Annotated in this window: 14 protein-coding genes; 7 read left to right on the top strand and 7 right to left on the bottom strand. The window is 32.2% G+C overall.

Going from position 1 to position 13,195, the window contains the following annotated elements; translation table 11 throughout:
• Positions 1-4: 4 nt before the first annotated feature.
• Positions 5-808 (bottom strand): DUF6503 family protein, encoded by an 804-nt coding sequence (locus ACZ2G2_RS10195; RefSeq protein ID WP_470392014.1) that lies wholly within the window; start codon positions 806-808, stop codon positions 5-7.
• A gap of 108 nt (positions 809-916) precedes the next feature.
• Positions 917-1,723, bottom strand: coding sequence for a DUF6503 family protein (locus ACZ2G2_RS10190; protein WP_282068511.1), 807 nt, complete (start codon positions 1,721-1,723; stop codon positions 917-919).
• Between the two features lie 243 nt (positions 1,724-1,966).
• On the opposite strand from ACZ2G2_RS10190, the gene ACZ2G2_RS10185 reads away from it, so the two are divergent.
• From ACZ2G2_RS10185 to ACZ2G2_RS10165, 5 genes are all read left to right on the top strand, one after another.
• Positions 1,967-2,764 (top strand): TrmH family RNA methyltransferase, encoded by a 798-nt coding sequence (locus tag ACZ2G2_RS10185; protein ID WP_470392013.1) that lies wholly within the window; start codon positions 1,967-1,969, stop codon positions 2,762-2,764.
• Positions 2,765-2,768: 4 nt separating this feature from the next.
• The gene (locus ACZ2G2_RS10180; RefSeq protein ID WP_470392012.1) at positions 2,769-4,001 is read left to right on the top strand and encodes a M48 family metallopeptidase; all 1,233 of its coding nucleotides are present in this window, start codon (positions 2,769-2,771) and stop codon (positions 3,999-4,001) included.
• A 48-nt stretch (positions 4,002-4,049) separates the two neighbouring features.
• A complete protein-coding gene (locus ACZ2G2_RS10175) occupies positions 4,050-4,856 on the top strand; it encodes an alpha/beta hydrolase (protein ID WP_281847045.1) in 807 nt (268 codons plus the stop codon).
• Between the two features lie 35 nt (positions 4,857-4,891).
• The gene (locus ACZ2G2_RS10170) at positions 4,892-5,620 is read left to right on the top strand and encodes a YoaK family protein (protein ID WP_470392011.1); all 729 of its coding nucleotides are present in this window, start codon (positions 4,892-4,894) and stop codon (positions 5,618-5,620) included.
• Between the two features lie 103 nt (positions 5,621-5,723).
• Positions 5,724-6,854 carry an MBL fold metallo-hydrolase gene (locus ACZ2G2_RS10165; RefSeq protein WP_281847044.1) on the top strand — a complete coding sequence of 377 codons (1,131 nt, stop codon included), beginning with the start codon at positions 5,724-5,726 and terminating at the stop codon, positions 6,852-6,854.
• A 34-nt stretch (positions 6,855-6,888) separates the two neighbouring features.
• Here ACZ2G2_RS10165 and ACZ2G2_RS10160 read toward each other — a convergent pair whose 3' ends face one another.
• From ACZ2G2_RS10160 to ACZ2G2_RS10150, 3 genes are all read right to left on the bottom strand, one after another.
• Positions 6,889-7,791: a TIGR01777 family oxidoreductase gene (locus ACZ2G2_RS10160; RefSeq protein ID WP_470392010.1), complete on the bottom strand. Its 903-nt coding sequence runs from the start codon at positions 7,789-7,791 to the stop codon at positions 6,889-6,891.
• 99 nt (positions 7,792-7,890) lie between these two features.
• Positions 7,891-8,577, bottom strand: a complete 687-nt coding sequence (mnmC2, locus tag ACZ2G2_RS10155) for a tRNA (5-methylaminomethyl-2-thiouridine)(34)-methyltransferase MnmC2 (protein ID WP_470392009.1) — start codon at positions 8,575-8,577, stop codon at positions 7,891-7,893.
• Positions 8,577-9,107, bottom strand: a complete 531-nt coding sequence (locus tag ACZ2G2_RS10150) for a DUF4920 domain-containing protein (RefSeq protein ID WP_470392008.1) — start codon at positions 9,105-9,107, stop codon at positions 8,577-8,579. Before ACZ2G2_RS10150 ends, mnmC2 begins: the two co-directional genes overlap by 1 nt.
• A 107-nt stretch (positions 9,108-9,214) precedes the next feature.
• Here ACZ2G2_RS10150 and ACZ2G2_RS10145 point away from each other — a divergent pair, with 107 nt between their 5' ends.
• The gene (locus tag ACZ2G2_RS10145; RefSeq protein ID WP_101203262.1) at positions 9,215-10,282 is read left to right on the top strand and encodes a branched-chain amino acid aminotransferase; all 1,068 of its coding nucleotides are present in this window, start codon (positions 9,215-9,217) and stop codon (positions 10,280-10,282) included.
• Positions 10,283-10,368: 86 nt separating this feature from the next.
• Here the strand turns inward: ACZ2G2_RS10145 and ACZ2G2_RS10140 are convergent, their stop codons facing one another.
• Positions 10,369-10,755 (bottom strand): nucleoside triphosphate pyrophosphohydrolase family protein, encoded by a 387-nt coding sequence (locus ACZ2G2_RS10140; RefSeq protein ID WP_282068522.1) that lies wholly within the window; start codon positions 10,753-10,755, stop codon positions 10,369-10,371.
• Positions 10,756-10,819: 64 nt separating this feature from the next.
• Here ACZ2G2_RS10140 and ACZ2G2_RS10135 point away from each other — a divergent pair, with 64 nt between their 5' ends.
• Positions 10,820-11,005 carry a hypothetical protein gene (locus tag ACZ2G2_RS10135; protein WP_090839988.1) on the top strand — a complete coding sequence of 62 codons (186 nt, stop codon included), beginning with the start codon at positions 10,820-10,822 and terminating at the stop codon, positions 11,003-11,005.
• 84 nt (positions 11,006-11,089) lie between these two features.
• On the opposite strand, the gene ACZ2G2_RS10130 is transcribed toward ACZ2G2_RS10135, so the two are convergent.
• On the bottom strand, positions 11,090-13,129 hold the full coding sequence (locus ACZ2G2_RS10130; RefSeq protein ID WP_470392007.1) for a dipeptidyl-peptidase 3 family protein: 2,040 nt from the start codon (positions 13,127-13,129) through the stop codon (positions 11,090-11,092).
• Positions 13,130-13,195: the final 66 nt, after the last annotated feature.

Genomic DNA, 13,195 nt, shown 5'->3' with positions numbered 1-13,195 from the left:
GTATTTACTCTACTACAGTTGCAGCTTCTGGCTTTGCAAATGTACTTGCAGGTAATGCTTGCTTAGATAAAGTAACATCAGTAAACTGTAAATCGTTACGTTTTTTAACTGGTAAATTATCTTCAACAATATACCATGTTAAAGTCTCAGGCAATACCATACCTTCAACAGTATGCCAATTACTATATTTAATAAACGACCATTTTTCGCTTTTAGCTTTACTATTAAAAGTAACAGTATATGCTAACCATTCCATTTTAAATGTTGTTGGGTTGTAATACAACACATACTCGTCATCAGATGACTCTCCTACGCCATTATCATAACTAATTTTAATTCCAGGATATTCAACACCTTCAAAACTTAAAGGTTTTGTAACTTCATAGTTAATTCCGCTATCAGCCAATACAAATGGCATTGTATGAAAATAGAACATTAAATTATAATAAAACTTTGGGTTACCTTTATAAACCTCAGCACTTTTATTATCTAACCATACGGTCTTACCATCATATCCTAAAACGTGATCTGGCATTGTAATTAAAGACTGTCTAGATTTTAAATTTACAGCAGTTACCTCTTTACCGTTTGGCTTATTCATTGTAAACGCAACAGATTGCATCTGATTCCAATTATCCAAACCACCATGTGCCTTAAATACATTAGATATATTTTCTGGATAGATTGACGTTGTTACGTCAAGTGTTTCTTTTGAGTAATCTGTTTCAACTGTTGTTCCGGTTTTAACTTCACCTTTACAAGAAAAAAGTAATAATCCTAAGGCTAAAGTGTACACTAATTGTTTCATTTATATTCTGTTTTATTTAAGTATTTTAATTGAGTCGTAATTAATTGTATTCATTACAAAAAAAGCTTCAGTTAAATACTGAAGCTTTTAATTAGTTTAATGTTGTCTTTAATTTACAAAATTTGCTTTTTCAGGCTTGTCAAATAACGATTGATCTGGAGCTGTTTTTGTTAATTTAATGTTTGTAAAAACATTTGGTGCTTTTGGAGTCGTTGGCTTATCATCTTTAAAACCGTAACCTGTTATAACTTTAGGTAAAATTAAACCGTTTACAGATTGCCATTCGCTATATCTTCTAAAGTGTAACTCCTTAGTATCTATTCCAGGTACAAAGTTTACAGTATATCCTAACCATTCCATTTTAAAAGTATCCTCATTATAGTATAGCACATATATATCTTCTGGTGTTGCTCCAACTCCATTATCGTAAGAAATTTTAATTCCAGGATACGTCACACCTTCAAAAGTAAGTGCTTCCGCCTCAGAAAATTTAATTCCGTCGTCAGACAAAATAAAAGGCATTGTATAAAAATAGAACATTAAGTTATATCCAAATTGAGGATCATAACCTTTATACTCTACGTTAGATTTATTCAATAACCATGGCTTTTGACCATCAAAACCAATGGCGTGATCTGGGGACTCTATCTTAGCTTTTCTATTCTTTAAATCTGTAATGGTAATTTCTTGTCCTGATGGTTTTACTTGTGTAAATTCTAAAGCTCTCATAGATTTCCAAAGCTTCAAACCACCATGAGCATCAAATACTTTTCTTAAGTTCTCAGGATATTTTGTCATATCGATTTCAACTATTTTTTCTGTTGTATCAGCAGTAATAGTGGCCTCTTTTTTTGTTTCTGTTTTACAAGAAAACAATAATAACCCTAGGGATAATGTGTAAAATAAATGTTTCATTTAAATATTGGTTTTTTAGTATTCTTTACTTGCGCGAAAATAATTACTATTCTTTACATAAAAAAAGTTATAATTTTTATTTAACATTTCATTTTAATATTTCAAAAACCTTGCATTTACTAGGGTTTACGATATCGTTTGCGAACATAACATCTAAATTTTTCTTAGTAAATGCCTAGCATGGTATACTGCAAGAATTACCTTAAATTTGTACAATCTAAATCAAAGGGTACACAAATTAGCATGAGCAATAAACAAATAAGTAGCACTCAAAATCCATTAATAAAACACATTGTTTTATTAAAAGACAAATCTCGCGAACGTAAAAAAACAAATACTTTTGTTTTAGAAGGTGAACGCGAAATACAATTGGCTTTAAACGGACAGTATGCTATCGAGACTATTTTAGTGTTACCTGAAATTTATGACACCAAAAAACTAATTGATTTCCCTGATACTATCGATATCATTGAAGTCTCTAAAGACGTCTACCAAAAAATAGCTTATCGCGAAACTACGGAAGGCATTATGGCTATTGCTAAAAGTAAACCGCATCAATTAGAGTCTATTGTTTTTAATAATAACAATCCTTTAATTTTAATTGCCGAAGCTCCTGAAAAACCAGGTAATATTGGTGCTATTTTACGTACTGCGGATGCTGCTAATGTAGACGCTGTGATTATTGCAAATCCAAAAACAGACTTATACAATCCAAACATTGTACGTTCTAGCGTTGGTTGTATTTTTACTAATCAAATTGCAACAGGAACAACTGAAGATATTATCGCCTTTTTAAATCAAAATAATATTGCTATTTACAGCGCTATTTTACAAGATGCTGTGCATTATCACGAGCAAGATTATAGTAAAGGAAGTGCTATTGTAGTTGGTACGGAAGCTGATGGTTTAAGTGATATTTGGCGAAAAGCATCTAAGCAAAATATAAAAATACCTATGCAAGGTGCCATAGACTCCATGAATGTGTCTGTTGCAGCTGGAATATTAATTTTTGAAGCTAAACGTCAGCGTAATTTTAAATAATCTAATGACAGCAACTACTTTGTTTTATATTTTAATAGCTATTATAACCATCAGTTTTATAATTGATAACATTTTAGATGCGCTTAACGCGAAACATTATAACGATGCTTTGCCATCAGAATTACAAGATGTTTATGATGACGCAGAATACAAAAAATCGCAACGTTATAAAGCTACTAACTATAAATTCGGGTTGCTTACCTCAACGTTTTCATTACTACTTACATTAGGATTTTTCTTTTTTGATGGTTTTGCTTACGTAGATCAAATAGCTAGACAATTAACAGAACATTCTATTTTAATTACTTTAATTTTCTTTGGAATAATCATGTTAGGTAGTGATGTACTAACCACTCCCTTTTCTTACTACAAAACCTTTGTTATCGAGGAACAGTTTGGGTTTAATAAAACCACAAGAAAAACCTTTATCCTAGACAAAATTAAAGGTTGGTTTATGACCATTTTTATTGGTGGTTTAATATTAGGTGCATTAACTTGGTTTTATCAAACTACAGGTTCAACATTTTGGATATATGCTTGGTTATTAATAACCGTTTTCACGGTGTTTGTTAACCTGTTTTACTCTAGGCTAATTGTCCCTATATTTAATAAACAAAGTCCATTAGAAGTCGGAAGCTTGCGCACTGCAATCTCTGACTATGCCAACACTGTAGGTTTTAATTTAGATAAAATTTATATCATTGATGGTTCTAAACGTAGCACAAAAGCAAACGCTTATTTTTCTGGTTTTGGAAGCGAAAAACGTGTCACACTTTATGACACTTTAATTAATGACTTAAATGAAGATGAAATTGTTGCTGTCTTGGCACACGAAGTTGGTCATTACAAAAAGAAACATATTATTTTTAACTTAACAACCTCTGTAATATTAACCGGGTTTACCTTATATATTTTATCGCTTTTAATAGAAAATCCAATGTTAAGTGAAGCATTAGGTGTGGCAACACCAAGTTTTCATATTGGACTAATTGCGTTTGGTATTTTATATTCGCCTTTATCCGAAATTACAGGATTATTAATGAACTGGTTTTCACGTAAGTTTGAATACCAAGCCGATAATTATGCTAAAACCACCTTTAAGTCTGAACCTTTAATTACGTCGCTTAAAAAATTGTCTAAAAATAATTTAAGTAATTTAACGCCTCATCCAGCCTATGTCTTTATGCATTATTCGCATCCTACATTACTGGAAAGAATTAAAAATTTAAGACAATAATTTTACCTTGATTTATTTTTTGTTTTAACTTGTAGTCAAATCGTTATTATGAAAAAAATCAGCTGCTACTTAGTACTATGTTTAGTGTTTTTTGGATGTAAAGACAACACACAAATCATAGATCCAATACCAGAACACGACACGTTTACAATAGCTTCTAAAGCAGTAAACGAAACTAGAGTTATCACTGTTTGGACACCTCCCGAATATAAAACATCTACTACTACCTTCCCTGTATTGTATATGCCTGACGGCGGAATTAAAGAAGATTTCTCGCATATTGCTAATACACTTGCAGAACTTATAAAATCAAAAAGCATTTCTCCAATTATTCTTGTTGGAATAGAAAATACGGACAGAAGAAGAGATTTATCCGGATTTTCTAAAGTTAAAGAAGATGAACAATATTGTCCATTAACGGATGGTGCTAAAAACTTTAGAGCATTTATTACTGATGAGTTATTTCCTGAAATCAATTCGCGTTACCGCACAAATGAAAGAAAGGGTATTGTTGGCGAATCTCTAGCTGGTCTTTTTGTTGTCGAAACCATGTTGCTAAAACCAGATACTTTTAATTTTTATATAGCTATGGATCCATCATTATGGTGGAATGATATGCACTTAGTCAAAACTGCATCGGATAAATTAGCTGCATTAAACAATAAAGAAATTAAATTTTGGTTTGCAGGGTCTGACGCTAAAGACATATCCATTGCGACAAACACATTAGACAAACTATTAAAAGCAGAGGCGCCAGAAAACTTAATTTGGCAATACTCTGATGCCCCTAATGAACAGCACAACACCATTTTTAGAGCAACTAAAGACAAAGCTTTTAAATGGACGTTACAGTAATTGCTTATCACTTATAGTAACTAAAACAAAAAACAATGTTTAGACATCAAGGCAAAAGCAGAAACTTAAAACATAATCTGCGAATTGCTACGGTATTATCCTTTGTTGCCGGAATTGTTAATGTTGTAGGCTTTTTAGCTTTCAAACAATTAACAACAAATGTAACAGGTCATTTTGCACTATTTATTACGGACGTTGCTGATCTTGACGTTTGGAAAGGAACGATCTATTTTCTATATATATTCTCATTTTTATTAGGATCCTTTACCTCTAGTTTTTTAATTGAATTTTTTAAAGAAAACAAACAGCTAAATGTTTACGTTTTACCCACACTTATTGAATGTTTTATCTTAATATCTATTGGCTGTTTAAGTAATTTTATAATTATCACTTCTCCCAACATTATTGTTTGCTTGCTTCTTTTTGCAATGGGGCTTCAAAACTCTTTTGTAACTAAAATTTCAAATGCAGTTGTTAGGACCACACATCTTACTGGTCTTTTTACCGATCTAGGTATTGATCTTTCTCTATTGTTTTTTTCAAAATTTGACACCATAAGAGCAAAACTAAAAGCAAATATTAAACTTCGTATTTATATCATTTTATTCTTTTTTGCTGGTGGACTTATTGGTGGATTCTTTTACTCTAGAGTAAACCTAAAATTGAATACCTTGATTATAGGTGCTGTCATTTTACTAATAAGTTTGTTCTATGATGATCTTAGGTATAAAGTAATAAAGACTAGAAGAAAAAAAATCAAATAATAGTAATTAACTAATATTTCTAAAAGAACAAAAGCCCTATTAATCACAAGTCCTAAATTAAACCATTAATAAAACTAATAGTCCAAGTATCAAATCATACCTCATGACACGATACTTAATACTAGTACTCCTCTTTTTAGGAACACAATTGTCTGCTCAAAATAACATAAATCATTTAACAGCTACAATTATTGGTTCTGGATCACCTAAATATAATACAGAACGTTCCGGACCGTCAGTATTAATCACTTATAAAAACACACAAATATTGGTGGATATGGGTAATGGTACTCAGGCCAATCTAAACAAAAACAATACTAAGATTAAAATGCTTGATGGCTTACTATTTACACATCATCATTTAGACCATAATGAGGAATTTGCGCCAATTTTTATTCAATCGTTACTTGGTGGAAATAAAATAATAATTGCAGGTCCAAAACAAACCGCTTCTATAGTTGATAATATTTTAGATATTTATGAAGAAGACATCGCATATAGACTCTCTAAATCCGATAGAGGTTTAAATGATGTTATATCCAACTTTACAAGTAAAAACCTAACAGAGAATACTCCCTTTTATATCGGAGACATCAAAGTGTCATACACCTTAGTAAATCATACTATTGAAACTTTAGCCTATCGATTTGATGTTGGTGATGAATCTATTGTAATTTCTGGAGACTTAACCTATTCTGAATCATTACCAATTTTAGCTAAAAATGCGGACTATTTAATAATGGATTCTGGTGGTGCAATTGCGGCTGGTTCTAAAAGAAATGCTACAAATAACAAGACTAACAAACAGTCAACTAAAGAAAAAGCCCATGTTAATTTAACAGAAAGCTCTAAAATGGCTAAAGAAGCCAATACTAAAAACTTAGTATTAACGCACTTTACATTTGCAACAATTGATGAAGAAGCAACGACTACCCAAATTCGTGAAAATTATAATAACACAGTGTTGTACGCTCAAGACTTAATGGTTATTACTTGTAATGACAGTATAGTTGAAAATAATAAAACACAAGTTGACCCTAAACAACTGTCTGAAATAAACACTCCAAATTCAGTACCAAATTTCGTGAATATGCTGAAAAGAATGGATGATAATAGGGATGGAAAGATTTCGAAAACCGAAGCCAAAGGAAAACTAAAAGAAAATTTCACAAATAGAGACAAAAATAATGATGGCTATATCACTGAAGATGAACTATCCAAAAGGAATCAATAAAAACAGTATAACAAACTATTGTAAACAAATCCTCCTAATACTCCTCCTGTAAGGCGCTTTGAAGATTATAATGTGTAAAATTAAAACCTGTTTCTTCAACTTTTTGAGAACTTACACGTTGGCTCTCAAATAACAAGATATGCATATCTCCTAAAACAAGCTTCATTGCAAACTCCGGAATATTAGGTAATAGTAATGGTCTTTTTAATTGCTTTGCTATTGCTTTTGTTAAATAAGTATTAGTCTCTGGATTTGGTGCTACACCGTTATAAACACCTTCTAATTTATGCTCTAAAACATGTAAAAACAAATTAGCAAGATCTGAAATATGTATCCAAGATTGCCATTGTTTACCAGACCCAAATGCCGCACCGACGCCAAACTTAATAGGTTTAGCCATTTCTGGAAGCGCTCCGCCTTTTGCAGATAAGACTAATCCAATTCTAACTTTAGAAACCATAATATCCAAACTAGAAAAGGCATCTACTGCTTGCTCCCATTGTTCCACCACTTGACCTAAATAGGACGTGCTAACTTCTTTCGAGTCCTCCGTATAATAATTAGTTAATGAATTTGGATAAATACCAATAGCACTAGCTGAAACAATTTGAGTAACTTGATTAGGATTATTTTGCAATGTATTGAATATTAATTGAGAGGTCTGAACACGACTTAACAAAATAGTCTTTTTATACGCTTCTGTCCAACGTTTAGAAATGCTAGCACCAACCAAATGGATAATTGCTTGCACATCTTCTAAGCACGTTACATCAATCTCATTTTTAGCGGGATCCCAATAAAAACCTTTGTAGTTTTCGGCTTTAGACAATTTGGATTTACTTGTTGTTAAATAATTAACAGCAATATTATTTAAGCGACATTGTTTTACAATTTCGCTTCCAATTAATCCTGTTGCTCCCGTAATTAAAATTCGCATTACTTTTTTTATTAAAAATACGAATAAGTAATACTAACTTTTAACGGTTTAAGTAAGCTTTAACGTTTAATTATAAGAATAAAAAAACACTTCGGAAAACTAAAGTTTTACAGCTCTTAAAATATGACGTTTATTTGGCGGTCCCGGTAATCGATCTACTTTAAAACCTGCACTAATCATAGCACGTCTTGCTGCACCTTGTGCACAATACGTAATTAATATACCGTTTGTTTTAAGCGCCTCGAACATAATTTTAAAAATAGGCTCTGTCCATAATTCTGGTTGTGCACCTGGACCAAACGCATCATAATAAATGACATCATATTGTGCTTTGTCCTCTAATTTAAAAATATCAAGATTACGCTTTTCAAGACTAAATTGATCTGTAAGCTGATGTTGCTCTTCCCAAGAGACATCGTGCATTTGATTAAAAACCGATTGCTTGTCTTTTTTCAAAAATAAATCAGGGTAATTTAATTGTGCTACAATATCTAGTCCTACAGGAAAGGTTTCTATACCAACATAGTTGATATTTACTGGCAATGCTTCTGTTTTTAAAAACGTATTAAAAGCATTTAACCCAGACCCAAAGCCAACTTCTAAAATAGAACAGGATTGTTTTAAGTCCTGCTCCTTTTCAGAAGACAAAACAGAAAACAATCCTGCATTTATATATACAAAGTTAGACTCTTCTATTGCTCCATAAGTAGAATGATATAAGGCATTATACTTGGGATGTAACAAAGTTGAAGATCCGTCTTTTGTTAATTCTATTTGTGGTTTCACTATTTAGTATCTACTAATAGTACACCATCTGCTTCAAAAGAATACGTACGTTTTGGTTCTGTAATTTTCTCAATTTCTTCTTTAGATGCGCCTTTATCTTCAGCATAATGACGTTGCTCATCTACAGGCACCTCTTTAACATATGCCATTCCATTTACAATTACCATTTGTCCAGCAATGTCTTTTGGCATAAAAAAACCATAGTCTTTAAACTTTACCATCACTTCATTACCATCTCCTAAATCTGCTGTCATCCAACAACCTTTAGCTTGGCAAACTTCTTTTACTTTTAACGTTACTTTAGCAGGAATACTATCTCCAGACTTTAAATCTTTATAATGCGCTATCATGGATCTAGATGCAATAGCGTCGTTAGCTATAATCTCTTTTCCAAACGGCTTAAAAGTAATAGCATCTGCTCGCTCCGTTGCTTCTTTTTTAGCAACTTCTGATGCATCTTGCTGCTTAGTGTCGTTTTTACAAGCAACTATTGTTACTAATAGTGCTAATAAGATGAAATAATTTCTCATGGTGTTATCTATTAAATTATGTTATTCAAAGATAGTATTTTAAGTGCAATAGCATACTTTCTAATTTATATTTCTGTATTTTTGTGTCAGAAAAACAACCACAAAATATGGCAGCTTTAACCAAAAACGACATAAAAATTACACGAACTGAATCTTCAAAAATAAGTTCGATTGATTTTAACAATTTAGCATTCGGACAAGTATTTTCTGATCACATGCTAATTTGCGATTATAAGGATGGTAAGTGGCACACTCCAGAGATTGTTCCTTACAGCCCAATTACTTTAGATCCATCAGCGAAAATTTTTCATTATGGACAGTCTATTTTTGAAGGTATGAAAGCCTACAAAGATGATAAAGAAGATGTCTTTATGTTTAGGCCTATGGATAATGTAAGACGCTTAAATGTGTCTGCTAAACGTTTATCTATTCCTGAGTTACCAGAAGCGTATTTCATGGAAGGTTTAAAAGCCCTTTTAGAAGTGGAAAAAGATTGGATCCCAACTGCAGAAGGAAGTTCTCTATATATTAGACCATTTATTTTTGCATCAGGAAAAGGATTTCATGCCTCTCCTGCTGATGAGTATAAATTTATTATTTGTGCGGCACCTTCAGGCGCTTATTTTTCTGGAAAAGTTAATGTATTAATAGAAGAAACGTACTCACGTAGTGCAAACGGTGGTGTAGGATTTGCTAAAGCTGGTGGTAATTATGCTGGACAGTTTTATCCAACACAATTAGCAAAAGCAAAAGGATACCAACAAGTCATTTGGACCGACGATACTACGCACGAATTTATAGAAGAAGCTGGTGCGATGAATGTCTTTATTCGTATTAACGATACCCTTTTAACATCTCCTGTAAGTGACCGTATTTTAGACGGAATTACAAGAAAAAGTATTTTACAGTTAGCAGAAGCTGAAGGTTTAAAAACAGACGTTAGAAAAGTAAAAGTTAGTGAGTTAGTTGAAGCATCTAGAAATGGAAGTTTAAAAGAAATGTTTGGAGCAGGAACAGCTGCAGTAATTTCTCCAATTTCTGGTTTTGGATTTAGAGGCGAAGATTTTATAATTCCAGAACAAGACGCTTCTTTTGCATCAAAATTAAAAAATCGTATTGTAGCAATACAAACTAATAAAGTTGAAGACCCATTTGGATGGCGTGTAAAACTTTAATTAGAACATATAAATATATCTAGTTTTAGATAGCAAAAAAAAAGCAACCAATTGGTTGCTTTTTTTTGCACTTATGTGTTAATAAATTACTTATCCAATATTGCTTTTATATTTGGCTTAAAATAATTTGGTCCCTTTAATACTTTTCCATCTTCGCGATAAATAGGTTCTCCGTCTTCACCTAATTTACTCATGTTACTGCGTTGTATTTCGTTAAATACTTCTTCAATTTTATGTTGCATACCATGCTCTATAATAGTACCACATAAAATATATAACATATCTCCTAAAGCATCTGCAACTTCGACTAAATCGTTATTTTGTGCAGCCTCTAAATATTCTGCATTTTCCTCTCGCATTAGCTCAAAACGCAATTTATTTTTAGCCTCACCTAAATCCGCTTTTGGCGCCTCTTTATGTCCTATTTTAAAAGCTGTATGAAAAGCTTTTACTGCTTCAATTTTATCTTGCATGTAATTGTTGTTTTATTCTTTGATGTTAGTCCTTAGTTTTAGTAATTTTGCTTAAAAATAAATTATGTTTAGTAAAGGACAAATCGTTTTTGGAGTTTTATTCGCTATTGCTTTTATTTTAGTGCTTATAAGAATGTACAGAAAAGATTTAAAACTACATAAAGCACACTTTAAAGGTGTCCCATGGGTACTTCTAGCCTTCCTTGGTTTTATTGGGATGATTGTGGCTATTAAAGTTATATTTAAATAAAAACGACACTATTTTTAAGTAATAAAAAAAGCCTTAATCTAATTTAGATTAAGGCTTTTTAATTTCCGCGTAAGCGTTATAATTTTAGTTTACTTCTGGTAAAAAATTGTAGTTTTTACTGTAAAATAACATTTGGCCATCAAAACTTTCTGGCTGTGTTACTTTAATAGCAGTAATCTCTCCGTCCGCATTTGTTTCTGGCACTAAAACAGGATTTACAAAACCACTATAAGCAGGAGATGTAAATTGTTTGTTACGCTCTAAAACTTCTTTATGAATCGCTTGGTCCACTTTTACACCATAACCTTCTACTAAGTCTTCTACAGCTTTATAATCTCCTTCAGACTTGATACGTTGTGTTTCGCGCAATAACTCTCCAAAAAGACCATGTAATTTCTCATAATCATTGATGTTAAAGTATGTTTTTCCATCACGTGTTATTTTTTCTATAACATTGTCTGCTTTTCCTTTTTCAAATACCCAAGCACTAACCCATTGTCTGTTACGCATATGTGCTTCTTCTACTTCGTCTCCGATATTTAATCTAATTAATTGCGTCATTAAACCATTACGGATGTAACCATCATAAGCAGCCATACCAACGTTTTTCCAATCGTCAACCAATCCTAAATCCTGAATTTTTGGGTTATATAAATAGTATAAGCCAACTAAATCAGCACGACCTTCTTCTAAAGTAGAAGCATAATTTTTAAGCGTTTCTTTAGTTTCTCCAACACCCGGATTTAATTGTCCTGAGGCGTGACCAATAACTTCGTGTAAAGCAGTATGTAACTTATCTGCTACTTGTCCGTATTTTTCTTCTAAAACATACTCTTCATCATCGTTTACAAATTCTTTTAAACGACCTGTACTTCCAGCATTGTTGTAAGCATGAATGATGTTACCTAAAGACACTGACTTACTTCCAACAGCTGCACGAATCCAGTTAGCGTTTGGTAAGTTTACACCAATTGGTGTACTTGGTGATGCATCTCCTGCCTCTCCTGCGACATTTACTACCTTATAAGTTACACCAACCACATTTTTCTTTTTGTGTGCATCCATTAAAGGTGAATTATCTTCAAACCATTGTGCGTTTTCTGATAATACAGCCATTTTTGCTGACATGTCAAAATCGTTGATTTGTACAACTGTTTCGTAAGATCCTCTGTAACCTAATGGGTCATTATAAACTTCAATAAAACTATTAATATAATCTACATTTCCTGCAGTAGCAGCAGTCCAAGCTACGTTATAATTATCCCAAGTTTGTAAATCTCCTGTTTTGTAGTATCTAATTAAAAGCCCCAAAGCAGTACCTTGTTCTTTATTTTCTGCAACGCCTTTTGCTAATTCTAACCATTTAACAATTTGGTCAATAGCTGCACCGTATAAACCACCAGACTTATACACACGTTCTTTCAAAACACCATTCTCTTTAACTAACTGAGAGTTTAAACCATATGATAATGGTTTATCTGGGTTTGGCGATTTCATTTTTTTGTAAAACGATTCTACATCTGCATTAGTAACACCAGGTCCGTAAAAGTTAACAGCAGATAATGCAACATTATCAACCCCTTTAGATAGGTTTACTTTTTTGCTATCTATATCATTAAACAAGACATTAAATGCTTCTCCAGCTAACGTTGTGTTAGTTGCAGTCATAATTTCTTGTAAATACTCTTTAGAAAAATCTGGCTTAAGCTTATCGTTAGAATAGTGGTGGTGGATACCATTACTAAACCATACACGTTTTACGTAAGCATCAAAAGCTTTCCAATCTGCAGTAGCTTTATCTCCTGAAAAGTTAGTATAGATATTTTCTAATGCTTTTCTGATTTTTAGATTATGTCTGTAGTTTTGGTCCCACATTATATCGCGACCTGCCAAACCTGCTTGTGTTAAATAATACACTAATTTTTGTTCCTTTAAGGTTAGATTTTCCCAACCCGGAATTTGATATCGTAGTATTTTAATATCTGCAAATTGCTCGACATTAAAGTCAAAAGCTGTTTCGGCTTTTGCTGTTTCCTGTGTTGCTGGCTTTTCTGCCTTATCATTACCACAAGAAAACAATAGTGTTGCAACAAACGCAGCACTTAGTATTGATTTTAGTTTCATAATTAATATAGTTTTTTAAAAGTCTTTAAAGATAAGAATTTAACAAATTGTAAATTGATTATCTTT

The sequence above is a fragment of the Olleya sp. KKT75 genome (assembly GCF_055635485.1).
Note: the sequence above shows the minus strand (reverse complement) of the source record. Positions and strands in the feature narration are given on the sequence as shown.